The organism is Bacillus sp. ISL-77, from assembly GCF_018613105.1.
This window is the reverse complement of the sequence record NZ_JAGGQY010000051.1, coordinates 85,509-110,834: the sequence shown is the minus strand read 5'-3', so window position 1 is coordinate 110,834 and position 25,326 is coordinate 85,509. Positions and strand designations below refer to the sequence as shown.

Genomic DNA, 25,326 nt, shown 5'->3' with positions numbered 1-25,326 from the left:
TCGGAAAATTGAAAATTTAATTGGAATAAAGTAGATTATTATTACAACAAGTCTGAATAAAGGAAGTGAGCATTTTGTTAAAAATGATTGATGCCCACATTCATCTCGATCATTATAAAGATGATGAGATTAGTCAGCTGATGGAAACTATTCCGCAAATTGAAAATCTGATTTCGGTTTCTTATGATTTAGAATCGTGTAAAAGAAACCATGGGTTTACGGGAAAATATCAAAAGGTGAGAGCCGCATTCGGATACCATCCTGAGCAGCCGCTACCGACTGTTGAACAGCAGAATGAGCTGTTCTCTTGGATGAATGATCATATTGACGTTATGATAGCTATTGGAGAGGTTGGGCTTCCCTATTATTTACGGAAAAAACAAAAGGTTACCACTTGCCAGTACGAACGGTACATAAAGCTGTTAGAGGCTTTTGTTCAAAAAGCAAGTACATATGGGAAGCCAATTGTCCTCCATGCCGTTCATGAGGATGCTCCCATTGTTTGTGACCTTTTAGAAAAATACTCCATTAAAAAGGCTCATTTTCATTGGTTTAAAGGAGACAATAAAACAATTAAGAGGATGGAAAAAAATAAGTACTATATATCGGTTACACCTGATGTGGTCTATGAAGAGGAGATACAAAAATTAGTTCAAAGATATCCGCTAGAACAAATGATGATTGAAACAGATGGTCCATGGCCATTTGAAGGTCCATTTTGGGGAACTATGACACATCCGAATATGATGCTTGAATCCATTAAGGAAATTTCAAAAATAAAAAAATTGTCTGAAGAAGAAGTGTCGGAAAGATTATGGAAGAACACAAGATTATTTTATCAATTATAAACGCATTATTATGATTTGTACTTAGAATGGAGTATGATTATGAAAATTGTCGTCCTTTCAGACACGCATTTGCCTAAAAGGGCTAAAAGCTTGCCACCTAGATTAATTGAAGAATTAGTCAATGCTGATTTAATAAGCATATCCTTTTCACAAAAGAGCCTTCAGAAAATAATAAAAAAGGGGAACACGAATAATGAACAAGCCGGTAATCGTCTATACAACAAAAGACTGTGTTGAATGTACGATGGTCAAAAAGGTCCTAAGTGAGGAAGGAATCACTTTTGAAACTAGAGACTTATCCGTCAACCCAGAATACCAAAAGGAAGTGGAGAAATACGGCTTTCTAGGGGTTCCTGTTACTGTCGTTGATAATCGAGCAGTGAAAGGATTTACAAATGAATTAAAGGAACTAATAGATATAGCAAAAAGTTAAGGTGCAACTGTAAATTCAGTACAAAAATGGCTTGGAGGAAAATCCCCCAAGCCATTTTTCTGTAAATTATTATGCACTAATCGATTTATCTGTTTTGGTACTTTCGAGTTCATCAGTAGGGTGGAATTCGTTCTCCATCTTGGAAACCACTACAGTTGCCACACCATTTCCGATTAAGTTCGTAATTGCACGTGCTTCAGACATAAAACGATCGACACCTAGTAACAGGGCAATCCCTTCAACTGGTATTACCGGGAAAGCAGATAGAGTAGCAGCAAGGGTAATAAAACCTGAGCCCGTTACACCGGCAGCCCCTTTAGATGTCAGCATTAGAATACCTAACAAGGTGATTTGATGCCAAATCGTAATATCGACATTGTAAGCTTGAGCAATAAAGAGTGCAGCCATTGACAGATAAATAGCAGTACCATCTAAGTTAAAGGAATACCCTGTCGGAACAACAAGACCAACTACTGATTTAGAACAGCCGTATTTTTCAAGTCTTTCCATCATTCTCGGTAAAGCAGATTCAGAGGATGAAGTACCCAACACCAAGAGAATTTCTTCCTTAATGTAGGCGATGAATTTCAAAATATTAAAACCATATAGCTTCGCGATCCCACCTAGTACAAAGATGATGAAAAGAAACATCGTTGCATAAACGCTGCCCATCAATTTTCCAAGCGAGACTAACGAACCAAGACCAAAATTACCAATCGTATAGGCCATTGCACCAGATGCTGCAATGGGTGAAAATTTCATTATAATATTAACAATCTTAAAAAAGATTTCCGTAAATTGCTCAAACAAGGCAACAACTGGTTTCCCTTTTTGCCCTAAGGAAGCAAGTGCAATCCCAAATAGTACGGCAAAGAATAAAATCGGGAGCAGCTCGCCCTTCGCCATTGCCCCGACAAAATTATCAGGAATGATTCCTAAAATAAATTCGATAAATCCATGGCTTGTTTCTTTTGCCTGCGCGGTAAATTGTGAAATATCTCCGCTTTTAACGGAATCTGTATTAAACCCAGATCCTGGCTTAATGATATTAACTAGGAGTAAACCTATCGCTAAAGCAAACGTCGTTACAATTTCAAAATACAGGAGCGCTTTCCCACCGATACGCCCAACCTTCTTCAAATCCCCCATGCTACCGATGCCAATGACTATTGTAAAAAATACAATTGGAGCAATGACCATTTTAATTAACTTGATAAAGATATCCGCCAAAACCTTTAATTCTGTACCGAATTTCGGAAAAAGAAATCCGATGACAATCCCAAGTACGATCCCCAATAATACTTGGACGGTCAAATTTTTAAAATTAATTTTCATTTCCTCATACACCCCTTTGTTTAGTATATCTGTTAACGCTTTCATCCCACCCATTCACATAATAAATGAAAATTCAGATAATAGTAAGGTTTTGGTCATATTGGTCTTATTGTTCCTTTTGTTATAGAAGATACTTAATTAACTCTCATAAAAATCGAACAAAATTGCCATCTATGAATTTACTATTTCAATAAAATAGGCCATGATAATAATATAAAGTGAAATTTAATTTCATTTATTATAAGGGGGAGCAGGGGATGTTTCCGTTAAAAGTACTATTGATTGAAGATGATCCGATGGTTCGAGAGGTGCACCGCCAATTCATTGATAGGATTGAAGGGTTTTCGATTATCGGAATCGCCTCCAATGGGATGGAAGGATTAAGATTGGTGAAAGAACTCAGTCCTGATCTAGCTATTATCGATATTTATATGCCTTATATGGGTGGATTGGAAATGCTCAGCGAACTTCGTTCAGAGGCCTATTCTGTGGATGTGATAGCGATAACAGCCGCGAGCGATATAGAAACGATCGCCCGTGTTCGACAACAAGGGGCTGTTGATTACATCATAAAACCGTTTACCTTTGATCGAATTAAAAAGTCACTTGATAATTATAAAAACTATCGAGTGAAATTAGGAGAAAAGAAAGCTCTTTTACAGGAGGAGCTCGATCAAATTTTATTTATTGATAGCAAAGAAGAAAGTGAAAGAGAGAGTTTACCAAAGGGATTAAATATGAATACGTTAATAAAAATTACCGATTTCATTTCGCAGGAAAAAGAACCTATTTCTGCTGAAGAAGTAGCGGAAAGCATCGGAATGGCTCGGGTAACGGCTCGAAGATACCTTGATTACTTAGAAAAAGAAGGAAAAGTCAAGATTCATATCCATTACGGCGGCGTCGGAAGACCAATCAACCGTTACGGTGTTTAACACAAATACCTTGAAAAGATTGCCTGTAAGAAAGGAGGGAATCATGTTGGGGTGGAAAATAAGGTTGGGCAAACCAAGACTTCGTTTACAATCGACGATTACCCTGCTGGTTTGTATCGTGGTCGTGATGGCATTGTTGGTAACCGAGATATTAATCACCAACAGAATTTCACAAGAAACAGAAAAAAGCCAAGCCGAGAAAGCAACAAATATTGCGAGAATTGTTGCAAGGTCTCCGATTGTCATGAATGGGCTTAAAAATAAAACAGCAGAGAAGGATATCCAAACATTTGCGAATGATATTAAACAATCAACGCATGTTGAATTTATCGTCGTGATGGACATGTATGGAACAAGAAAATCACATCCTAACCGCAACCTATTAGGTCTGCATTTTGTCGGTGGAGATGAAGGACCTGTTTTAAAAGGGAAAGAGCATATTTCAATTGCCAAAGGGACATTGGGATTGTCTTTACGCTCGTTTGTTCCTGTTTATGATCAAGAAAATAAACAAATAGGAGCAGTCGCGGTTGGGATTTCTTTAGAAAAAGTTAATCAGGCGATCGAACAAAGCAGGAAAATTATTTTGATCGGCGTGGGAGTGGGAATTCTAGTTGGGATTCTAGGAGCCCTTTTTCTAGCTAGAAAAATCAAAGCGATTCTTTTTGGACTTGAGCCGAGTGAGATGGCAAAATTGCTTGAGGAACGTAGTGCGATGCTTCAATCCACAAAGGAAGGAATTTTGGCAGTTGACGAGGATGCGTTTACCACTCTCGTAAATAATGAGGGGATCCGACTTCTTCAAAAAGCTGGCATTCATGGGTCCTTTTTAGGAAGAAAAGTGGATGACTACATGCCAAATTCAATGCTATCTTCTGTTCTAGAAACGGGGGAATCTCAATTAGACCAAGAACAAGAAATCAATCATATTACCATTTTAACCAATCGGGTTCCGGTTGTTGTCAAAGGAAAGATTGTCGGTGCGATTGCTACCTTCCGAGAAAAAACCGAAATCAAGCAATTAGCTGAACAATTAACCGGTGCAAAGCTATATGCGGAAGCACTGAGAACCCAGTCACATGAATTCATGAATAAACTGCATGTAATATCAGGTTTAATTCATATGAAAGACTATCAAATGGTCTCGTCATATATTACCAAAATTGTCGATCACCAACAAACTGAAGTAGAATTTGTTGTCAGTCGTTTTAAAGATCCTGTTTTAGCAGGTTTTATTTTAGGAAAACTTAGCTTCGCTAGGGAAAATGGCTGTGAATTAATCATTGATGGGGAAGGAAGTCTACCTGAACCACAGCAGCAGGAATTAACCCATGAAGTGGTAACGATTCTTGGGAATTTAATCGATAATGCTTTAGATGCTGTTGCGGACCGTCCACATAAAAAAGTTACCTTAAGGTTTGACTTTTACGATGAAGTCCTAGCGTTGGAGGTCCATGATACCGGACAAGGAATCGATGAGGATGTAAGACATCACTTATTTATCAAAGGATATTCTACCAAGGGTGAAAATCGCGGAATCGGTTTATCATTGGTGCAGAGAAGCTTGGAAAAATTAAATGGACAGATAGAAATTCATTGCCAAAAAGGAAAAGGGACAACATTTATTGTTACTTTTCCTTATAAAAGCAAACAATAATAATGTTATGTTAACTGACACTTTTTCCTTTACATTCTAGTACCATAGGAATATTATGTAGTTAGTTAAATAAAGTATTAGATCTACTAGGGGTGCCCTGTAAACAGGCTGAGAGAAAATGGAGAAATTTTCAACCCTTCGGACCTGATCTGGGTAATACCAGCGTAGGAAAGTAGCCAAGTGAATGTTAATTATTTCTTTGACTAACTAACCAGGTCCATTATTGGATCTGTTTTTTTTATTTTAAAGGCTTTGTTAAATGTCATTTTTGATTTTAAAGCCTGCGTTGATTGGAGCGGAAGGCGAAGCGCCTGGAGCGGAAATCAACAGCCAAGTTTAACAGAGCCATTTTAAAAAAAGAAATGGGGAAATTAAGATGGAAAAAAATAGTTTGTATGAAACGTTGGAAGAAGTTAGAAAGGTTAACCCGCTGGTACATAATATTACCAATGTGGTTGTTACGAATTTTACGGCAAATGGGCTTCTTGCCCTTGGTGCCTCACCGGTTATGGCATATGCAGCTGAGGAAGTAGCAGATATGGCTAAGATTGCAAGTTCATTAGTATTAAACATTGGAACATTAAACCCACAGACAGTAGAATCGATGATCATTGCCGGAAAAGCGGCCAATGAATCCGGTGTTCCCGTCATATTTGACCCGGTTGGTGCAGGGGCTACCCGATATCGAACGGAAACTGCACAAAGAATTATGAGCGAGGTAAAAGTTTCTGTGATTAGAGGAAACGCAGCCGAAATTGCCAATGTGGTTGGTGAAGAATGGGAAATTAAGGGTGTTGATGCTGGGGATGCAAAAGGAAATATCATTGAACTAGCTATTGCTTCAGCACAAAAATTGAATTGTCTTGCCGTCATCACTGGAAAAGAGGATGTCGTTTCGGATGGGAAAACAACCTATGTCGTGTCAAATGGACATCCAATTTTAACGAAGGTGACAGGCACTGGCTGTTTATTAACCTCTGTGATTGGAGCGTTTGCAGGAGTGGAAAAGGACCTGCTTCAGGCTTCGGTGGCTGCTTTAACGTACTATGGTATCGCGGCAGAAAAGGCAGCGGCAAAAACTGTAGAAATGGGACCTGGAAGTTTCCAAATCGAATTCTTAAACCAATTAACTTTAGTTTCTTCCGAAGATATCATTTCACATGCTTCTGTTAAAAAATTCAATCGATAACTGGGGGTAATTTAAATGAAAAAAGCATTAACAATCGCTGGTTCTGATAGCGGCGGAGGAGCAGGAATTCAAGCGGATTTAAAGACATTTCAGGAATTAGAGGTTTTCGGGATGTCGGCATTAACTGCAGTAACGGCCCAAAATACTTTAGGAGTCCATGCTGTCTATCCAATGACAGCTGAGGCAGTCGTAAAACAGATCCAAGCGATCGGCGAAGATATCGGTACGGATGCGGTGAAAACAGGAATGCTTTTTAATGCTGAAATCATCGAGGCAGTCGCAGCACAGCTCAGAAATTATCAATGGCAAAATGTTGTTGTCGATCCTGTCATGATTGCAAAGGGTGGCGCTTCTTTGTTGCAAATGGAAGCCATTTCTGCCATGAAAAAATACTTATTGCCGCTAGCAACGGTAATCACCCCGAATATTCCAGAAGCGGAAGTACTAACGGGCATGTCGATTCTGACAGTGGAAGATAAACTGGAGTCTGCTAAAAGACTACTTGCGTTAGGCGTAAAAAATGTCGTGATTAAGGGCGGCCATGATGAAAATGAGTCTGAATCCACTGATTTATTATTTGATGGAAAGGAATTTTACTACTTTACCAGCAAGAGAATTCAGACAAAGAACACACATGGAACAGGTTGTACTTTTTCCGCAGTAATTACTGCTGAACTAGCAAAAGGGGAAACTCTTTATGAAGCAGTATGTAAAGCAAAGGATTTTATTCAGGCCGCAATTGAGAACCATTTGGAGATAGGGCAAGGACATGGTCCAACAAACCATTGGGCATATCGAAAAAGAAAAATTGCAAAGGAACTGGCTGAATTATGAAAAACTTACGAGCGGCTTTAAGTGTTTATTTTATCATGGGCAGCACCAACTGTTTAAAGGATCCAGCCGAAGTATTAAAAGAGGCAATTGCCGGTGGGATTACACTTTTTCAATATCGAGAAAAGGGTGACGGCGCGTTAACTGGAGCTGATAAATATGCACTTGCGAAAGAACTTCAAGCAATTTGCAGAGCACATCATATCCCTTTCATTGTTAATGACGATATCGAGTTGGCTGTGGCAATTGATGCGGACGGTGTACATATCGGACAAGAGGATGAATCGGTGTACGCAGTTCGGGAAAAGATTGGCGATAAGAGAGTCCTTGGGGTTTCCGTCCATTCAGCGGAAGAAGCCATGACTGCAATAAGCGGTGGAGCTGACTATTTTGGCATGGGCCCTGTTTTTCCGACAAAAACAAAGGCGGATGCTAAACCATCACGGGGAACAATACTGATCGAAAAATTTCGAAAAGATGGCATTGATATTCCGATTGTTGGAATCGGAGGGATCACGATCGAAAATGCTCAATCGGTAGTGGAAGCTGGGGCAGATGGGGTTTCCGTTATTACCGCCATAAGCCATGCAGAATCACCAATGGAAGCAGCCAGGGCGTTAAGAAATAGTGTCGGTATTAAAGGAGAAGTATTCTAGTGAACAAAACACATAAACTGACGTTAACTGCGATGATGATAGCGATCGGTACCATTTCAAGCAATCTGTTCTATATACCGATTGGATTTACAAAGGTCTTCCCGGTTCAGCACTTTTTGAACGTTTTATCAGCCGTTCTTTTAGGACCTTATTATGCTGTAGCTCAAGCCTTTTGTGTATCCCTGTTAAGAAACCTGATGGGAACTGGTTCGATTTTTGCCTTTCCTGGAAGTATGGTTGGAGCTTTACTGGCCTCGCTTTTATTTTTGAAAACTAGAAAGATCTATCTTGCTTTTATCGGAGAAGTAATTGGAACGGGTATCATTGGGGCACTGCTTTCTTACCCAATCGCTACTCTTTTTCTCGGTCAAAAGGCAACATTATTTGGGTTTATTCCATTATTTATATTTAGCTCGTTTGCTGGAGCGCTGATTGGATTTATTATTTTAACCGTATTTTTAAGAAAGAAAGTTTTGATTGTTAGTGAAAATGATACCACTATCAGGAACTAATCATCGATAGTAAGGGAGTGAACAAATGAAAGAGGATCTGCTTGAAAAAATCGCACAAGAAGTAGAAGCGAGAGAAGCGGAATTAATCGAATTGTTGACCACGCTTATCGCGTTTCCAACCGTTAGTCCTCCTGCACGGAATACAAATGATGTCCAGGAATTTATAAGAGGGTATTTAGAAAACATGGGATTTTCCACAGATAAGTGGGATGTCTATCCCGGAGATCCGAATGTGGTTGGCAATTTACCTGGTGAATCTTCTGAGCAATATAATAGTTTGATTGTAAATGGTCATGTGGATGTCGCGGAAGTTGGGGATAATACAGAATGGGATTATTCTCCGTTTTCTGCCTATCGCAAAGATTCCTACATATATGGACGTGGTGTGGCCGATATGAAAGGTGGAATTGCGGCATCACTAATCGCAATTAAACTTTTAAAAGATCTGGGTATCCCGCTAAAAGGTGATCTCCAATTTCAATCTGTTATCGGTGAAGAAGTTGGAGAGGCTGGGACGCTGGCGTGCACTGAGAGGGGTTATACCGCTGACTATGCAGTAGTGGTTGATACAAGTGATTTACATATTCAAGGACAAGGCGGAGTCATAACTGGATGGATTACCATTCAAAGTAAAGAAACTTTTCATGATGGAATCCGTAGGATGATGATTCATGCAGGTGGCGGTGTTAAAGGGGCCAGTGCGATCGAGAAAATGATGAAGATTATTTCGGGACTACAAGACTTAGAACGCCACTGGGCAGTTACGAAAAGTTATCAGGGCTTTCCTCCCGGCACAAATACGATTAATCCTGCCGTAATTGAAGGTGGCAGGCATGCAGCATTTGTGGCCGATCGCTGTGCTCTATGGGTTACGGTTCATTTTTACCCGAATGAAGACTATGAAGAGGTAATTAAAGAAATAGAACAACATATTGGTGCAGTTGCAGCGGCAGATCCGTGGCTTCGCGAGAATCCGCCACAGTTTGTTTGGGGCGGAAAATCAATGATTGTTGACCGTGGTGAAATTTTTCCTTCGTTAGAAATTGATTCTGATCATCCTGGAACGAAGGTTTTAGCTAATTCCTATGAAAAATTGTTAACAGACAAGCCGACGGTGGGCATGTCAACCACCGTTACAGATGCAGGCTGGCTGGGTCGAGCTGGTATTCCAACGGTCATCTTTGGACCTGGTAAATTGGAAGATGCCCATGCAGTCAATGAGAAAGTTGAAATTCGCCAATTATTAGATTTTACAAAAGTATTAGCTGTATTTATCGCGGAATGGTGCAACACGAGGAAGGAAGAGTATGGAAATGAAATTCACCGAAAGACTTTATCAATCAGTAAATGATGTATGGCAGAAAACCCATCAGCATCCATTTGTAGTCGGAATAGGTACAGGGGATCTGCCTGTTGAATCCTTTATCCGCTACATGAAACAGGACTATGTGTTTTTAATTGACTACTCTAAGCTGTTTGCTAAAGGGGCTGTTAAGGCAAAGGATATTGAAACCATGGCCGCATTTGCGAAGCTTTTGCATGAGACATTGCACGGAGAAATGGATCTGCACAGACAGTATGCTGAGAGGTTTGGAATTACCCATCAACAGCTGGAGGAAACAAAACCAACGCCGGTTAACTTAGCTTATACTCGGTATATGCTAAATGTCGCTCAAACAGGTTCGCTCGAGGAATTAATTGCTGCTCTCTTGCCGTGTATGTGGAGCTACTGGGAGATTAGCAAGATGCTAGCAGATACCTATCCGAATGCTAGTGATCACCATCTTTATGGAGAATGGGTGAAAATGTACTCTTCTAATGAATTTGGTTCATTAGCAACTTGGTTGATCGATTTATTGGATAGATTGGCGGAAGGGAAACCGGAACGGGAGTTAGCGATCTTAGAAGAACATTTCCTGACAACATCTCGATTTGAATATATGTTCTGGGATATGGTCTATCAGGGAGGCGAGTGGCCTGTCTAGCTCAACCATGTTATCTATCAAAGACCTATCCTACTCTTTTCAAAGTGAAGGAAACTCCAATCCTATTTTCGATCAAATTTCACTAGACGTTAAGCCAGGAGAGTTTGTCTCAGTGATTGGCGCAAGTGGATCTGGAAAGAGCACTCTTTTTAAATTGATTTCTGGTTTACTTGAACCTGACCAAGGAGATATTCTGGTCAATGGTCTAAAGACTGGAAAGAGATTAGGGAGTATCGGTTACATGCCGCAAAAGGATCTGCTTTTACCATGGAGAACCGTTTTAGAAAACGTGTTACTACCTTTAGAAGTGATAAAGGAACCAAAGCAAGCGAGAATTCCTGAAATACGAGAGTGGTTATCGCGGTTTGGTTTGGCAGAATATGAAAAAGCTTATCCGAATGAACTTTCGGGAGGTATGAAGCAGCGCGTAGCCTTTTTACGAACCCTTATGACAGGAAAAGATCTTTTATTATTGGATGAGCCCTTTGGCGCACTCGATTCCCTGACAAAACGGAACATGCATAGCTGGTTATTAGGACTGTGGGGGGAATTACAAAAGACGGTATTGTTCATTACCCATGATCTTGAAGAAGCGGTTTTGTTGAGCGATAGAATCTATTTGCTCCAAGACACCGGAATCAAAGAAATGAAGGTCAACCTGGTGAGACCAAGAAGCTCACAGCTAATCTATCAATCAGAGTTTATTACGATGAGAAAAGAACTGGAGTGGCTGATTCACAATGAAAGCTAGTTTGAAAAAATGGACGGAACAGTACGGTTTGTTTTTGATAGTGGTGATCCTCCTTGTCAGCATATGGGAATGGGTAGTTAAGCAAGGCATGATTCCTTCCTTTATTTTGCCAGCGCCTTCGGCTATTTGGGGGTCATTACAAGAAAACCGACAGCTTTTGTTTGAAGTGCATATGCCGGCTACCGTAAAGGAAGTTCTGATCGGTTTTGTGCTCTCCGTAATCGGTGGATTATCGCTGGGAGTTGCTATGCATTTTTCTCGTTCCATTGAAAAGGTATTATATCCATTTCTTGTTATCTCACAAACGGTGCCGTTAATTGCAATTTCACCGATTTTTATTATGTGGTTTGGCTATTCGATTTGGAGCAAAATTGCCGTGACTATTTTAACCGCCTTCTTTCCCATCGTCGTAAGTACCTATGATGGATTGAAATCTGGTGGAAGTGAATACCGGGAATTACTGTTAACAATGGGCGCCAATCGCTGGACAATTTTTAAAAAAATCCAGATTCCTATGGCATTACCAGCCATTTTTTCAGGATTGAAGTTGTCAGTTGTTTATTGTGTTGTCGGAGCGACTGTTGGTGAATGGCTGGGTGCTAGTGAAGGCCTAGGGTACTTCAGTCGACGAATGTCTGGTAACTTACAGGCAGACTCCGTGTTTGCTGCAATATTTTTATTATCGCTTTTAGGGATTGTGTTGTTTTTATTCATAGGTTTATTGGAAAAACAGTTATTGAAAAATAAAATTCGCAGCTAGAGAGGAAGAAATCTAAATGAAGAAAAGTTTTTTGATCATGGTAAGTCTTTTGTTACTGCTATTAAGTGCTTGTGGTAAAAATAATGAAAAGGAATCAGATAAAACCACGGGGGCTGCCGATAAACTACAAAAAGTTAGCTTAATGTTAGATTGGTATCCAAATGCGGTGCACTCCTTTCTTTTTGTAGCCGAAGAAAAGGGCTATTTTAAAGAACAAGGCTTAGATGTGGATATCCAAATGCCTGCAGATACCAATGATCCGCTTAAACTGGTTGCGGCCAACCAAATTGACATGGCGCTTAGCTATCAACCACAGGTACTTGTGGCACGCAGTGAAGGTATTCCTGTTCAATCCATTGGAGCAATTGTCCGTCATCCATTAAATCAATTAATGGTGCCAGCAGATGGTTCGATAAAATCACCCAAAGATTTAGCTGGGAAAACGATTGGCTATCCATCGATTCCATTAGATGAAGCGATCGTTCAAACGATGGTGAAAGCTGATGGCGGAGACGCCGGAAAGATAAAAATGGTCGATGTGGGCTGGGATCTCATTCCTGCAATGGCAACGAAAAAAACTGATGCGCTGATCGGCGGCTATATTAACCATGAGAAGTTATTGCTGGAAAAAGAAGGTCACCCGATGAGAGCATTAAATCCTGCGGACTATGGGGTTCCAGATTATTATGAATTAGTTATGGTCGCTAGCCAAAAGGGATTAAAAGAAAAACCAGAAGTCTATAAAAAGTTTATGGCTGCGATTACGGAAGGTCAAAAATACGTTCAGGAACATCCAGAAGATGGTCTTTCGATCTTAATGAACCATGAAGATAAAACATCACCACTTGAGAAGGATGTCGAAACAAAAAGCCTAGAAATCCTTCTCCCACTAATGGATGCAAAAGAAAAACCATTCGGCTACCAAGAACCAGAAACCTGGAAAAACACAGCCCAATGGCTAAAAGACAACAAAGTCATAAAAGACACCGTAAAAGCCGAGGATGCATTTATTAACTATTAAAGTAAATTGGTGTTAGTGTCAGTGCCAGTAATTTGGTGTCAGGCACCACAAAAAGACAAAACGAGCAAAATGTCCACCCTGGGTGGACATTTTTTTGTTGTTCCATTTATCCGGTTGTTGCTGAATACCTCATTGAAGTTTGCTAATATATAGTTAAAATCTATTATTGAGGTAGTTATATGAAAATCTTTGTGACAATGAAAAGTCTGGCTAAGAGGAAGGCTTATCTTACGAAAAAGGAGATTCATTTAGATAGTTCTCCGCCGACACTTAGAGTGCTGTTGACAGAATTAGTGTCAATCCAAGTCCAGGTGTTCAATGCAACCGAAACAGAAACCAACTTGGTAAGTTTCCTAACAAACGAGGAAATCGAACAGGAAGTCCATGCCGGAAAAGTAGGGTTTGGGACTAAATATAGTGACCAAAAAGCAATCTGCAAACGGCAGTCAGAGTTGCTATCCAAGCATTTGAAGATGGTTTATACCAAGTATTTATAAATGAAAAAGAGTCGCTCGAATTAGATGAGTCATTGGGTTTACAAGAGGATGATCAACTTTCTTTTATAAAGCTGACAATGTTAGCAGGACGTATGTGGTAAGGGGGGAAACGGTATGAGAGCAAAAAATAAGGACCTATATTATGAGAGTTTAGAAGCGAAGGCAAACAAAGAAATTTCTGGAACAGAGCAGAAATTGGCGCTGCTTCTAATAAAATTAATGGACGCGACCTACATCGTACGGGACACAAATCTTCAAGAAATTAGAAACATCCTATTCACACAAAAAAGCCCCCGTGACCCCCTCATTTTCCAACCGCTAGTGGAAATTGTGCACACCTTAATCGGAGCAGAATACGGGGCTCTTTTTCAATATATCATCGACCATAAGTGTGAATATCCATACAGTGAAGGATATTCGCGCCGACCGTTTCGGACAAGAAACCTCGAGTATCACTACCATGGAATGATCGAGAGCCTCCTTTATTTGTTTGACTTGGATTTTGAAGAGTTTTCGATTATTGATTATCTATCCAGCCGTGAGGGTTCGTCGATATACAATCCACTGATCAGTGATGTGATTGCCTATGAAATCGACCAAAACAATGAGCGGGTAATCCAAGCCTTAACTGAAGTGATTTTCGGAGAAAATAACACGGCACTACTAACATATGAAATGATCAAGGGCGTTTTTAAAAGCCATAGCCAGGAAGGATATAAAATGCTCGGTGATTTGTTACTTGCCGCCAGACTGTAAGAGGGCCTGCGCCAAAGCATTGTCGAAAATATGGATGAAGGTACATTAGAAGCAACTAAATACATGCTTAAAGTCATCCTTGACAACGAACTTATTCGTTACAGTTCCGTCGTGAGAGCGCTTGACCTTTGGACAGGCTTGGACCTGCAAGCCTCGGATAAAAGAGTGACTAAACGATCGATTCAATACGCGTCAGATTCTCTATCAAATCGAAAGCTGCGTGAAGAGGGAGTTAGAAGCGAGAATCTGAATACACTTTGCATTAGTCTTTGGGCAACAGCAGTGAATGAAGAAGACGATATAAAAGAACCGATCCAATTCCTGATGGAAAACGGCGAAACCTATCAAAAGGTGATGGCCCAATACTTTTTAACACAAAGCCAAAATGCGGGTATGAGATTTGAGTTAGCGCACCCGTTTTTATTTGAAAAGAATGTAGAGCTGCAATATTATCTTCTCAAAAACTATGTCTATGACTACGATATCCATTGGTCATACGATTCTGAAAAAAGTGAAAGCACGCTGACAGTCAACCAGGTACCATTGTTAGAAAACAAGAAGGAACGATCTCGACATTTTGAGTTGTTTAAAAACATGTTCTTACACATGCCCAAAAGAGAGGTTTCAATCGAATCAAAAGCCATTCAAGGACTAACCCTATTTTTCTCAAGGAACGAAATTGCGAGAAAAATGATGTTCTTAACTGCCTACGACTTGGATAAGGATTGGCTAAGACAATTAATTGAATCGAAGGACAAGGTAAGTGCTGAATTAAGAGAAGATCTTCTTTCATTTTTTATCAAGGATTACTCGGATAAAACACAACGCGATTTCCTTTTTGAAAGTCTTGCTGATAAAAGTGTGAAAAATCGAGAAATCGCCCTTGCGCATATCAAATCAATTGAGTTGATGCCTGAGGAGATTGAAAAGATTGAAGCGATTTTAAAATTAAAAACTGGAGCCCTCCGACAAGGAGCCATTCAGATTTTACTAGGACTCCCGAAGGATCAACTAGAAACCGCGCTTGACCGTTTATTATCAAGTAAAGCAGAGTTGCAACGAGTGGGTGCGCTTGAAATCTTATCAGAAATCAATGATCAAGAGGAGCGTGTAAGACTAGTTAAAGCGTTTAAAAATACAATCCTTCAAATGGAAGCTGGCTCAAAAGAACAAATATTACTTGATAAGTTGTTTCAAACCGAGGAATACAACCTGGTTAATGGGTTTGGATTATATGACCCGAATCATCGAGTAAACCTCGAATTCAACCATCCTGAACTAATGTTAAAGAACCTTTTGCAGCCAACAATAGATTCTAGTAAACAATTTCTTCAAGGTTTAGCCGCATTAGTTCATGAACATCGTCAGGTAGAATATGAGGTCGAGTGGTATGATGGCTCAAAGGATACGCTCCATATTGGCGAGGAATTAAGGTGCTCTTATCAAGAGGATGAAAAACAGAAAATCGATCATCTTCCATTAGCTGAAGTTTGGAAGGAGTATTTTAATACCCATGTGGTACCAGCATCAGAGCTCATTCAGACTGCCTTTTATCTCCACTCGGACAGAATCATTAGCTATTACCATAATAGGCTGGATGTTTGGGAGGTTATGGATAATCCAAAGGTAGAGGGCTGGAGAAAAACATTTTTAGAAGAAATTTATCCAATCGAAAACATCGAAGAAATGAATCGCTTTCTTGATGATTTGAATTATCGTTCCCAAGTAGAAAATCTTTTCGATGCTTATTTTACGAGTCAAGATTCAAAAGAGCTTTTCGACAACATCAGTGCTGTTTTAAATTTTCTTGTTCATTCGATCCCTGAAGATAAACTCAAAACCGAATATAAGCTGCTTGATTTTCTTACCGATCCATGGCTGGAATGGGCTGAACACTTTGCCGATATTACTAGTGAATCCTTTGATGTGTATTTCAAGCTTCAGTATCAGTTATATACGATAGCTAATTTTGAAAGTTTTCTTCCGTCAATGGAAGATTTAGCAAAAGGTTATGCACGAAAAATGATTGATGAACAGGTCATTTTTCATGAGCTTTTGGGTCGAGATGATACAAGTAGAGACTATGTATCAGAATTAACCAATCCCAAAGATCATTTTTTAAAAAATTATCCTGATATGATTCCTATTAAAGATCAGGTGGTTCAAAGAATATTAGAAATTGAACTAAAAAGAGGGGATCTCCAAACAGATATAACTACCGTGGCTATGGGAATTGAACGCCATGAAGGCATAGAATCCTTTGTGCAAATCCTATTAGGCCTTGATAAAGAATCGTTCGTGCGCGGCTATATTTATGGTAATGGCAGCGATCTCACTAAAAAAGAAGTTTTCTCCTACTTATTAAAAACAAGTTACCCAAAAGATGGGGACAGCGACACACAACTGAAGCAATTTATAAAGGGAAAGACATTGTCAGAAAAAAGATTATTAGAGGCAGCAATGTATGCCCCGCAATGGCTTGACATTGTTTCGAGGCATTTAAATTGGAATGGTTTGAGGAGTGCCGCCTGGTATTTCCATGCCCATATCAATGAGACATTTTCCGAGGAAAAAGAAACCATTGTTGCGCATTATTCGCCCATCTCACCACAGGATTTTCAAGATGGTGCTTTTGACATTAGGTGGTTTAAAGAGTCTTACGAACAGTTGGGTGAGGAACGGTTTCAAATTCTCTATCAATGTGCTAAATACATTTCGGCAGGTGCGAATCATCGCAGATCACAGCTGTTTGCGGATGCGGTCTTGGGGAAATTAGCGCTTGAAAATACTAAAAACCTAGTTCAGGAAAAAAGAACAAAGGATCAAGTATTATGTTACAGTTTGATTCCAGTGAAAAATGAACAAGATGTTCTCAATCGATACGTATTCTTACAAAGATTTTTACAGGAAAGTAAGAAGTTTGGGGCACAGCGCCGTGCCAGTGAATCGAAAACAGTCTCGATTGCCCTTGATAACCTCGCCAGAAATGCAGGTTATAAGGATGTAACTAGGTTAAAGTGGGCGATGGAAGCGAAAAAAATGGAAGAGATTACGCCATTTCTTGAGCCAAAAGTGATGGATGATCTGACTGTACAGCTCGTGATTGATGCCAATGGGCGAGGAGATATCAAAGCAGTAAAAGGGGATAAAACACTTAAAACGCTCCCAGCCAAGTACAATAAACATGATTATATTGTTGTCTTAAAAGAGTTTAAATCAGATTTAAAGGAGCAATACAAACGAGCAAAAGAAGAATTGGAACGCTCGATGGAGCTTGGAAGTAGTTTTCTTTTAAGTGAACTTTATAATATGATGAAAAATCCGGTGTTAACGCCACTGATGTCATCATTGGTATTAAAAGTGGGGAACTATTTAGGCTTTTTTGAAGACGATTCTCTAAATGGTGTTGGGACGGTTGACAAGTATTCCATTCAGGCCACTGATGAAATTTTCATCGCTCACCCAGTCGATCTCTTTGAGAGTGGGCAATGGAGTGAATTCCAACGGGCTTTATTCGCTAGGAAGGTGAAACAGCCGTTTAAGCAGGTGTTTCGAGAACTATATTTACCAAATCAGGATGAACTTGCAGCGGGAACGGGAACACGAAGATACGCGGGTCACCAAATCCAGCCGCAAAAAACAGTTGCCTTATTAAAAAGTCGATTGTGGACGACGAGCTATGAAGCGGGACTTCAAAAAGTCTACTACAAGGAAAATATTATCGTGCAACTAAATGCTTTAGCAGATTGGTTCTCTCCATCGGATGTTGAGTGTCCAACCTTGGAAACAATTGAATTTTTCGACCGTCTAACCTATCAACCTCTAGAAATTAAAAATATTCCAAAGGTGATTTTCTCAGAAACGATGCGAGACATAGATTTGGTTGTCAGTATCGCCCATGTGGGCGGGGTGGACCCAGAAGCGAGCCTAACGACGATTGATATGAGAAAAGTAATAGTCGCGGAATCAGTTCGATTAATGAGATTGGAAAATGTAAGAATCCAGGGCAATTTTGCGCTGATTAACGGAAGTCTTGGGGATTATAGTGTTCACCTTGGAAGTGCCAATGTGTATAAACAGGCCACAGGTGCCATTTATATTGTTCCCGTCCATTCGCAGCAGCGTGGTCGAATCTTCCTGCCATTCATGGACGAGGACCCAAAAACAGCCGAAATTGTTTCAAAAGTCCTTTTGCTCGCGGAAGATAAGAAAATCAAAGATCCGTTTATTTTGGAACAAATAAAAAACTAGCAAAATTTCGTTCATACAAAAGACCGCTATTTCGATGGTAGCGGTCTTTAAATTTTATAAAAATGTACGATAAACGGGTCTCGTGATAAGATTCATGAAATATGCAGAGATCCGCGGATTTGGCTTTCTTTTTTTATTTAGGAAGGTAATGATGGTGTCTGCCTTTTTGATCCCTACTCCATGTCCATAGAATTGGTCATCGGACATAAAAATCACATTTTCAGCGCGCCAATGTGACTCCTTCGGGTTGACATCTGGATTATTGAAATGCAAGATGTCACCAGGTATGAAATCATACCCATATTTTTGAGTTAGCTTTAGATCGTTATCAAATTGCCAATCCATTAAGTAAAGCCCGTTAAAGAGTAGATCAAACCTTGTGCTTCCAATCGAATAAAGGGTAGCAAGATATAAGACAATCGCAATTCCTGTTGAACAATCAAAGGCATAAAGGGATCCATTTTTTAAAACGTCTAGAATGGCGACGCTAGGTCTTATATTTGGTTTGAGAAGAAAACCACCATTGCCTAAACGATCCCAATACTTTTTGCTGCAAAAGGCATACGAAAAGGTTGTAAACTGTACCTTACTTTTATTAAGCTCTCGGGCAGCTTGCAGCGTCTTTGTTCGGAACAGCAGCTCAAATTGGAATTGACTTAAAGTTTGATACTGATAAATATCCTTGTATTTCTCCATTTTAGTAACGATGTCTTTCTGTTCTTTCGTTGTAAGGGTATGACTAAGATCATCCACGTGAATCGTTTGCTGATTTATTTTAATCATTTTCCTACCTTCTTCCCTAATCCACTCCTTCTAAAAAAATATGAAACTTTTAAACTAATAGTTCCAATTATCTGCTAGTTTTTTATTTTTCATAAATCTAACGTACATTAAGAAGAAGACGATTGCGCTGATAAATCTTAGGATGGATATGATGTTCATTGATTTTTGTATGCCTGTTACTTCGAGAAGCCAAATGCCGATTTGCGGCGCGATAAATGCAACAAAGGATAATAGGACATTATAGGTTGTGATGCAATACGTTCTTTTGTCCTTTGGAGATTGCTCCAACAACAGGTTGAACAATAGCAGCATGGTACCTGAAAGAAAGAACCCTGAAGTCATCGAGACAAAGGTTAAATAGATTAGATTAGTGGACAAAACGGTCAAAAACGGTGCAGTTGCCATTCCTGCAGCAACCCAAACGAGCATTAAGGTATTGGATTTTTGTTCAGCCCATCTTTTCCATAATGGAAAGGAAAATATCTGCACTAATTGATTAGCTACTGAAAATATACTAATCCAAAGAATCGTTGCATGAGCATATTTCACATTATAAATATTAAATAATCCCCATGTCATTTGCCATGAGAAATTAAAACATAAGGCAGTGATTAGAAACCACTTGTATCCGTTATCCTTAAAAATCGACCAATCCATAGATGAATTCTTTTGCTCCTGCTCCTTGTTCTTGTTCGTCTTCGGTTGGACCGTTTCCTTGTGCCTCATTAAGAAAAATACTTCTAATAACCCAAAAAGAAAGGCCATGAGAAATAAAAGCTGGTAGGCGACCGCATGGTTGGTTTGGTTTTTCATAACGATCCCAATGATCAAAGTAGTGATCATGCCTACAATGGTTAATAGTCGATTTCTGTCACTGAAAAACGCTCCTCTTCGGTCTTCCTTAATCATCCCACTAATAAGAGTTTGCCACCCGATATTTGATATAGTTCCGGGCACATTCATTAAAGCCACTATGATCAAAAACGCCCATGCTTGATAATCCGAACGAATAAAAAGGACTCCAGCTAAAAGAACAAATAAGATTCTTGCCCATAAAACGGACATGGCAACGGTCTTCTTTTGCTGCTCTAAACGATTCAACATGAAAGCGGCTGGAATTGTCATAATAAGTGCAACCAATGGAGGAAGCGAGCTGATCAATCCGACTTGATAGTTGCTTGCGCCGAGAATAGAAATAGCGAAAATAGGAAAAAAATTACTGGCAAGGTTCACAGCTATGGTAGACACCATTCCATGATAGATACTTACTTTTTCGTTGTATGTGCGCATGTTCATCCACCATCTTCATAAAAATTCTAAAGCTATTATACAACAAGAATACTGGATTTTTTCAAAATTATTTTAAAATAACGAACCAATGGATCATTTATGAAAGTGTTTTGTGATAGCCTTAGATTTTTTGTTTGGATTGTAGTATTTCTGCCTTTTAATGATAAAAAGACAATAGTATTTCTACAATATTTTTACAAAAGAAATAATAAATTCCTCAGATATATTTGCATTATCCGGGACCATCTGTTATAGTTAAGGAGAATTATTTTTGTTAGTCGGTAAGGATGAAAAAAGGGAATACTGCTTTTTGTCTAAAAGATCGAACTGAGCAAGGATAGTAATTTTATGTGTGCAAAGCACACAGCAGGAGGAAACACAAATGGAACAAGGTAAAGTAAAATGGTTTAATGCAGAAAAAGGTTTTGGATTCATCGAGCGCGAAGCTGGAGACGACGTATTCGTACATTTCTCAGCTATCCAAGGCGAAGGTTTCAAATCTTTAGACGAAGGTCAAGCAGTGACTTTTGAAGTTGAACAAGGTCAACGTGGACCACAAGCAACTAACGTTCGTAAAGCATAATCTAAACCACATAAATGTGAATGAAAAGGCTCTCTAGTAGAGCCTTTTTTTAATTTAAAACAATAAATAAGCAAATACATATAAATACCACTGGGAGAAGAGGAAAAGCTCTTTCCCTTTTTTATTGGCAGAAGTTGAAATATAATGAAATCACAAACATAGTGGAAGGAAGTGTTAGGATGATCATCCAGCGTCCTCAATTAGAGCAGTCCGAATTGACGAAGTATATTCCGCCCAAAGGTGAATATGAAACATTCCGTGATATGGACCATTACAAAGAGAAACTCAAGGAATGGGGTTTATCTTCAGCGAGAGAAGCGAAAAAAGAATTCTGGTACAAGGATCGAAACTATCAGCGCCAAGTAACTATTAAAGGGTATGAAACTTACGGGAGCGCATTGGATATTAATACGCTTGTGATTGAATTCCAAGACGGAAATCTCACTTGTATCCATCCAGCCTATTTAAAAGAAATGCAGCAATCGAGCTTTGGAAAAGAAAGCTTGTTAACTTTTGATGAAAAAGAAACGGTTGCACCTGAACTTGTGACTGTGGACGAAAGTGAACCAATAATTGCAGAGGCAATCACAGAACCAGCCGAAAAACCTGCCAAAAAAGAAGTAGCTAAGCCACCAAAAACAAAGGAATCGAAACCTAAAAAGGAGAAGGCTCCAAAACTCGAACTTCCAGTGGACAAGGTCCATTTTACTGCCAATGTAAAACAGTTCGCGCTCGTTTACAATCCGTTTAATGAGGAAAATGATGAAGTTGTTGTCTTAGAAAATGTTCAGATTGTCCACGAGGAAAATCCACTAGAAATCGGTCTAGCCTGGTGTAGCCACAGCAAGACACTCAAAAAGTTTGAATTGGCGATAGGGGATTCACTTGAATTCGATGGTAAAGTTGCTGCTAAGAAACTTGGAAAAGGAAAAGATGTGGACGAAGAATTCCTGGTAGCTGTACCGGTCTTGTATAAAATTAATAACCCTTCAAAAATAGTTAAGAAATAGGACGCTCTCACAGAGGTCCTATTTTTGTCAGACCAACATGTAAAAGGAAGAGGCACTTGTATGATCGCACTGATTATTGTTTTAGGCTTAGTTGGACTTACTTATTTATTCTTGAGTTATTATCCTCCATTTGGGAAAATGGCTTCGAAGGAGAGGCTTAGTAAATATGAGCAATCCGAAAACTTCTCTCATAAAAGGAAATTCGTCAACCGCGTTCCAACAATAATGGAAAATAGCTTTAAAGAAACGGTTTCAATATTAATTGATTTCATCAAAGGTAATCCCAATGGAAGACCTAAGAATGCAATCCCAATAGAAAAATTGAAAATTTTGGATCACCCAAATGATACACAACCAAAAATCACCTGGTTTGGTCACTCGGCTCTACTATTAGAATTGGATGAAAAAAGAATACTATTAGATCCGATGTTTGGCGGGGCACCTACACCATTTCCAATCTTCGGCATAAAGCGCTATAGCAAAGGCCTTCCATTTATCATAGAAGATCTTCCAACGATTGATATTGTCATCATCAGTCACGACCATTATGATCATTTGGATTATGGATCGATTAGAAAAATAAAGGAAAAGGTCAAACAATTTATTGTCCCGCTAGGTGTTGGAAGCCACTTAGAAAAATGGGGAGTAAATCCAGAAATCATAATAGAGCTAGATTGGTGGGATGAGCTTCATCATGAAGGACTTAAGATTGCTTCCACACCAGCAAGGCATTTTTCAGGCAGAAGCTTAACAGACCGCAATACGACATTATGGTGTTCATGGGTAATTAAGGGGGAGAATACTAAAATCTTTTTTAGTGGGGACAGCGGGTATGGGCCACATTTTAAAGAGATAGGTGCTAAATACGGTCCCTTTGATCTGACACTAATGGAATGCGGTCAATACGACAGACGTTGGGCGGCAATTCATATGACGCCAGAAGAAACCGTCCAAGCACATCTCGATGTGAAGGGGAAAATAATGATACCAATTCATTGGGGAGCCTTTACACTAGCCTTACATGACTGGACGGATCCAATTGAAAGAGTAACAAAAGCTGCCCAAAAAGAAAGACAACTTGGCATTTCAACACCCAGAATCGGTGAAACGGTTTATATTGATTCGGAAGATTACCCACGTAAAGTTTGGTGGAAATATAGTTACAAAAGCTAAAGATTGATGTCCGCTATTTAAGTGGAATCAATCTTTTTTTGTACGATCATTTATTACACTTAATTGATAAGAATCCTTTTTATTTAATACATTTTTGCTTCCAACAACTTTTCTCTATATTTTTGGAGATAAGACGAAATCCAAAGTAAAAAGGCGCAATACAAAGAAAATTTAGATTGTATCCGATTACATTGAATTTCACAAACTTGTTACAATCCTTTATACTTTGTTCTGTTAATAACGGACACGACTTTCATGAGAGTTGAAAGTCAAGTTATAAATCTGAAACGACTGTACAGTAAGAATCTGTACATTTAGTGAAACAAAGGGAGAGATGCAATTTTGGATTTAAATAAAATTAAATATGCGTGGTTTGGAAATACAAAGGGAGATATTTTAGCAGGTATTGTGGTAGCACTTGCATTAGTTCCAGAGGCTATTTCTTTTTCCATTATTGCTGGTGTTGACCCAATGGTCGGATTGTATGCTTCTTTTTGTATTGCGATGACAATCGCGTTTGTTGGTGGAAGGCCTGGGATGATTTCTGCTGCTACGGGTGCCACAGCCTTACTAATGGTGACATTGGTTAAAGACCACGGATTGCAATATTTACTTGCTGCAACGATTCTAACGGGTGTTTTACAAATCATTATGGGAGCTTTAAAGTTAGGGCGATTGATGAAATTTGTTCCCAGGTCCGTAATGACCGGGTTTGTTAATGCACTAGCGATCCTTATTTTTGCCGCTCAATTACCGCATTTCGTCGGGGAGTCATGGCAAATGTATGCCATGGTCGCACTTGCGCTCGCGATCATTTATATCTTACCTCGTTTTACGAAGGCTGTCCCTTCAGCGTTGGTTGCGATTATTGTAGTAACAACGATTGCTATTTTTACGGGCAGTGATGTTCGGACCGTAGGAGATATGGGAGAATTAACATCCAAATTACCTGTCTTTTTGATTCCGGACATTCCATTCACCTTTGACACACTACAGGTTATTTTTCCCTATTCATTATCCATCGCGATTGTAGGATTAGTTGAATCACTTCTTACGGCAACAATTGTCGACGATCTGACTGATACAGAGAGTGACAAGAACAGGGAAGCCGTTGGACAAGGTATTGCGAACATTGTTTCAGCATTCTTTGGAGGAATGGCTGGATGTGCAATGATTGGTCAGTCTGGTATTAATATCAAATCTGGCGGCAGGGGCAGATTATCCACTTTTGTCGCAGGTGCGTTTTTATTAATCTTGATTGTTTCGTTAAGAGGATTCCTCGTGCAAATTCCAACGGCCGCACTTGTTGGTGTGATGATTATGGTTTCGATTGGAACATTTGATTGGTCTTGCCTAATGTCATTCAAAAAGGTACCAATTACAGATACCATTGTGATGATTGTGACCGTTGTTACAGTAATACAGACTCATGACTTGTCTAAAGGGGTTTTAGCGGGAATCATCTTAAGTGCGATATTCTTTGCTTCAAAAATCTCACAAGTGAAAGTATCAAGTCTTTCAGCTAAAGGCTCAAATAAAAAAATATATCATGTTACTGGGCAACTTTTCTTTGCTTCAGTAACTGACTTTGTAAACAGTTTTGATTATAAAGAAAACGTTAGTGAAATTGACCTAGACCTATCCAATGCCCACCTTTGGGATGATTCTGCGATTGGTGCGATTGATAAAGTAGTCATCAAGTACCATCAAAATGGAGTTAAAGTAAACTTAATAGGATTAAACTCTGAAAGCAATAAACTGATTGAAAAACTTGCTGTTCACAACAAACCGGGTGGACTGGGAAAAGCAGTTGGCCACTAAATAAATGAACGCTGGATCATTGAATCCAGCGTTTTTTTTGCATATTATTTTTAGGGAAAAACTCCTCTAAAGACTGTTTTAAGGTGGAAATCATAGAGATAAGTGAAACTCGAGAAGACACCCAAACTACACACGAAAACTGCTGCACAGATTCAGGAGAAAAGAAATCATCTAGCTGTTTAGGTAAACTCTTCCAAGGTTCAATAATTTAATGGAGGAATAATAATCCAATATAGAGTATAATGAAGT

22 protein-coding genes, 1 pseudogene and 1 riboswitch are annotated in these 25,326 nt (G+C 39.3%); of the genes and pseudogenes, 20 read left to right on the top strand and 3 right to left on the bottom strand.

What is annotated here, in order from left to right; all coding sequences use genetic code 11:
- The first annotated feature begins 83 nt into the window (after positions 1–83).
- Both J7E77_RS21085 and J7E77_RS21080 read left to right on the top strand, forming a co-directional pair.
- Complete coding sequence (locus tag J7E77_RS21085) at positions 84–848, top strand: TatD family hydrolase (RefSeq protein WP_308160739.1); 765 nt, start codon at positions 84–86, stop codon at positions 846–848.
- Between the two features lie 193 nt (positions 849–1,041).
- Complete coding sequence (locus J7E77_RS21080; RefSeq protein WP_214716824.1) at positions 1,042–1,281, top strand: glutaredoxin family protein; 240 nt, start codon at positions 1,042–1,044, stop codon at positions 1,279–1,281.
- Between the two features lie 69 nt (positions 1,282–1,350).
- Here J7E77_RS21080 and J7E77_RS21075 read toward each other — a convergent pair whose 3' ends face one another.
- A complete protein-coding gene (locus J7E77_RS21075; RefSeq protein WP_214716823.1) occupies positions 1,351–2,616 on the bottom strand; it encodes a dicarboxylate/amino acid:cation symporter in 1,266 nt (421 codons plus the stop codon).
- A gap of 257 nt (positions 2,617–2,873) precedes the next feature.
- Here J7E77_RS21075 and J7E77_RS21070 point away from each other — a divergent pair, with 257 nt between their 5' ends.
- The 14 genes and pseudogenes from J7E77_RS21070 (at position 2,874) to J7E77_RS31950 (ending at position 18,417) form a co-directional block, all read left to right on the top strand.
- A complete protein-coding gene (locus tag J7E77_RS21070) occupies positions 2,874–3,551 on the top strand; it encodes a response regulator (protein ID WP_214716822.1) in 678 nt (225 codons plus the stop codon).
- 43 nt (positions 3,552–3,594) lie between these two features.
- On the top strand, positions 3,595–5,208 hold the full coding sequence (gene dcuS / locus J7E77_RS21065) for a DcuS/MalK family sensor histidine kinase (protein WP_214716821.1): 1,614 nt from the start codon (positions 3,595–3,597) through the stop codon (positions 5,206–5,208).
- Positions 5,209–5,286: 78 nt separating this feature from the next.
- Positions 5,287–5,396: riboswitch (TPP riboswitch) on the top strand.
- A 188-nt stretch (positions 5,397–5,584) separates the two neighbouring features.
- Positions 5,585–6,397 carry a hydroxyethylthiazole kinase gene (gene thiM / locus J7E77_RS21060; protein ID WP_214716820.1) on the top strand — a complete coding sequence of 271 codons (813 nt, stop codon included), beginning with the start codon at positions 5,585–5,587 and terminating at the stop codon, positions 6,395–6,397.
- Positions 6,398–6,412: 15 nt separating this feature from the next.
- Entirely contained in the window at positions 6,413–7,231 is an 819-nt protein-coding gene (gene thiD, locus J7E77_RS21055; RefSeq protein ID WP_214716819.1) for a bifunctional hydroxymethylpyrimidine kinase/phosphomethylpyrimidine kinase, read from the top strand.
- Positions 7,228–7,884, top strand: a complete 657-nt coding sequence (gene thiE / locus J7E77_RS21050; protein WP_214716818.1) for a thiamine phosphate synthase — start codon at positions 7,228–7,230, stop codon at positions 7,882–7,884. The genes thiD and thiE overlap by 4 nt, the downstream gene beginning before the upstream one ends.
- Complete coding sequence (gene thiW / locus J7E77_RS21045; protein ID WP_214716817.1) at positions 7,884–8,396, top strand: energy coupling factor transporter S component ThiW; 513 nt, start codon at positions 7,884–7,886, stop codon at positions 8,394–8,396. The genes thiE and thiW overlap by 1 nt, the downstream gene beginning before the upstream one ends.
- Before the next feature lie 25 nt (positions 8,397–8,421).
- A complete protein-coding gene (locus J7E77_RS21040) occupies positions 8,422–9,747 on the top strand; it encodes an acetylornithine deacetylase (RefSeq protein WP_214716816.1) in 1,326 nt (441 codons plus the stop codon).
- Positions 9,710–10,381, top strand: coding sequence for a thiaminase II (gene tenA / locus J7E77_RS21035; protein ID WP_214716975.1), 672 nt, complete (start codon positions 9,710–9,712; stop codon positions 10,379–10,381). The genes J7E77_RS21040 and tenA overlap by 38 nt, the downstream gene beginning before the upstream one ends.
- A gap of 7 nt (positions 10,382–10,388) precedes the next feature.
- Positions 10,389–11,132: an ABC transporter ATP-binding protein gene (locus tag J7E77_RS21030; RefSeq protein ID WP_214716815.1), complete on the top strand. Its 744-nt coding sequence runs from the start codon at positions 10,389–10,391 to the stop codon at positions 11,130–11,132.
- A complete protein-coding gene (locus J7E77_RS21025) occupies positions 11,122–11,892 on the top strand; it encodes an ABC transporter permease (RefSeq protein WP_214716814.1) in 771 nt (256 codons plus the stop codon). Before J7E77_RS21030 ends, J7E77_RS21025 begins: the two co-directional genes overlap by 11 nt.
- A gap of 16 nt (positions 11,893–11,908) precedes the next feature.
- Entirely contained in the window at positions 11,909–12,913 is a 1,005-nt protein-coding gene (locus J7E77_RS21020; RefSeq protein ID WP_214716813.1) for an ABC transporter substrate-binding protein, read from the top strand.
- A gap of 179 nt (positions 12,914–13,092) precedes the next feature.
- Positions 13,093–13,410 carry a hypothetical protein gene (locus tag J7E77_RS21015; protein WP_251028139.1) on the top strand — a complete coding sequence of 106 codons (318 nt, stop codon included), beginning with the start codon at positions 13,093–13,095 and terminating at the stop codon, positions 13,408–13,410.
- A gap of 114 nt (positions 13,411–13,524) precedes the next feature.
- Positions 13,525–17,181 (top strand): annotated as a pseudogene (locus J7E77_RS31955) (DUF5724 domain-containing protein); the annotation flags it as partial.
- 9 nt (positions 17,182–17,190) lie between these two features.
- Complete coding sequence (locus tag J7E77_RS31950; protein ID WP_483861473.1) at positions 17,191–18,417, top strand: DUF4132 domain-containing protein; 1,227 nt, start codon at positions 17,191–17,193, stop codon at positions 18,415–18,417.
- Positions 18,418–18,471: 54 nt separating this feature from the next.
- Here J7E77_RS31950 and J7E77_RS21000 read toward each other — a convergent pair whose 3' ends face one another.
- Positions 18,472–19,200, bottom strand: coding sequence for a protein-glutamine gamma-glutamyltransferase (locus J7E77_RS21000; RefSeq protein WP_214716810.1), 729 nt, complete (start codon positions 19,198–19,200; stop codon positions 18,472–18,474).
- Positions 19,201–19,254: 54 nt separating this feature from the next.
- On the bottom strand, positions 19,255–20,490 hold the full coding sequence (locus J7E77_RS20995; RefSeq protein ID WP_214716809.1) for an MFS transporter: 1,236 nt from the start codon (positions 20,488–20,490) through the stop codon (positions 19,255–19,257).
- Positions 20,491–20,872: 382 nt separating this feature from the next.
- Here J7E77_RS20995 and J7E77_RS20990 point away from each other — a divergent pair, with 382 nt between their 5' ends.
- The 4 genes from J7E77_RS20990 (at position 20,873) to J7E77_RS20975 (ending at position 25,077) form a co-directional block, all read left to right on the top strand.
- Complete coding sequence (locus tag J7E77_RS20990) at positions 20,873–21,073, top strand: cold-shock protein (protein ID WP_066253749.1); 201 nt, start codon at positions 20,873–20,875, stop codon at positions 21,071–21,073.
- A 179-nt stretch (positions 21,074–21,252) separates the two neighbouring features.
- A complete protein-coding gene (locus J7E77_RS20985; protein ID WP_214716808.1) occupies positions 21,253–22,083 on the top strand; it encodes a hypothetical protein in 831 nt (276 codons plus the stop codon).
- Between the two features lie 138 nt (positions 22,084–22,221).
- Positions 22,222–23,256: an MBL fold metallo-hydrolase gene (locus J7E77_RS20980; protein ID WP_251026575.1), complete on the top strand. Its 1,035-nt coding sequence runs from the start codon at positions 22,222–22,224 to the stop codon at positions 23,254–23,256.
- A gap of 342 nt (positions 23,257–23,598) precedes the next feature.
- On the top strand, positions 23,599–25,077 hold the full coding sequence (locus J7E77_RS20975) for a SulP family inorganic anion transporter (protein ID WP_214716806.1): 1,479 nt from the start codon (positions 23,599–23,601) through the stop codon (positions 25,075–25,077).
- Positions 25,078–25,326: the final 249 nt, after the last annotated feature.

Bases quoted from the DNA above. Each gene is read 5' to 3' on its own strand.
- J7E77_RS21085 (WP_308160739.1), top strand. From the start codon at position 84: ATGATTGATGCCCACATTCATCTCGATCATTATAAAGATGATGAGATT.
- J7E77_RS21080 (WP_214716824.1), top strand. From the start codon at position 1,042: ATGAACAAGCCGGTAATCGTCTATACAACAAAAGACTGTGTTGAATGT.
- J7E77_RS21075 (WP_214716823.1), bottom strand. From the start codon at position 2,616: ATGAAAATTAATTTTAAAAATTTGACCGTCCAAGTATTATTGGGGATC.
- J7E77_RS21070 (WP_214716822.1), top strand. From the start codon at position 2,874: ATGTTTCCGTTAAAAGTACTATTGATTGAAGATGATCCGATGGTTCGA.
- dcuS (WP_214716821.1), top strand. From the start codon at position 3,595: ATGTTGGGGTGGAAAATAAGGTTGGGCAAACCAAGACTTCGTTTACAA.
- thiM (WP_214716820.1), top strand. From the start codon at position 5,585: ATGGAAAAAAATAGTTTGTATGAAACGTTGGAAGAAGTTAGAAAGGTT.
- thiD (WP_214716819.1), top strand. From the start codon at position 6,413: ATGAAAAAAGCATTAACAATCGCTGGTTCTGATAGCGGCGGAGGAGCA.
- thiE (WP_214716818.1), top strand. From the start codon at position 7,228: ATGAAAAACTTACGAGCGGCTTTAAGTGTTTATTTTATCATGGGCAGC.
- J7E77_RS21040 (WP_214716816.1), top strand. From the start codon at position 8,422: ATGAAAGAGGATCTGCTTGAAAAAATCGCACAAGAAGTAGAAGCGAGA.
- tenA (WP_214716975.1), top strand. From the start codon at position 9,710: ATGAAATTCACCGAAAGACTTTATCAATCAGTAAATGATGTATGGCAG.
- J7E77_RS21030 (WP_214716815.1), top strand. From the start codon at position 10,389: ATGTTATCTATCAAAGACCTATCCTACTCTTTTCAAAGTGAAGGAAAC.
- J7E77_RS21025 (WP_214716814.1), top strand. From the start codon at position 11,122: ATGAAAGCTAGTTTGAAAAAATGGACGGAACAGTACGGTTTGTTTTTG.
- J7E77_RS21020 (WP_214716813.1), top strand. From the start codon at position 11,909: ATGAAGAAAAGTTTTTTGATCATGGTAAGTCTTTTGTTACTGCTATTA.
- J7E77_RS21015 (WP_251028139.1), top strand. From the start codon at position 13,093: ATGAAAATCTTTGTGACAATGAAAAGTCTGGCTAAGAGGAAGGCTTAT.
- J7E77_RS31950 (WP_483861473.1), top strand. From the start codon at position 17,191: ATGGAAGCGAAAAAAATGGAAGAGATTACGCCATTTCTTGAGCCAAAA.
- J7E77_RS21000 (WP_214716810.1), bottom strand. From the start codon at position 19,200: ATGATTAAAATAAATCAGCAAACGATTCACGTGGATGATCTTAGTCAT.
- J7E77_RS20995 (WP_214716809.1), bottom strand. From the start codon at position 20,490: ATGCGCACATACAACGAAAAAGTAAGTATCTATCATGGAATGGTGTCT.
- J7E77_RS20990 (WP_066253749.1), top strand. From the start codon at position 20,873: ATGGAACAAGGTAAAGTAAAATGGTTTAATGCAGAAAAAGGTTTTGGA.
- J7E77_RS20985 (WP_214716808.1), top strand. From the start codon at position 21,253: ATGATCATCCAGCGTCCTCAATTAGAGCAGTCCGAATTGACGAAGTAT.
- J7E77_RS20980 (WP_251026575.1), top strand. From the start codon at position 22,222: ATGGCTTCGAAGGAGAGGCTTAGTAAATATGAGCAATCCGAAAACTTC.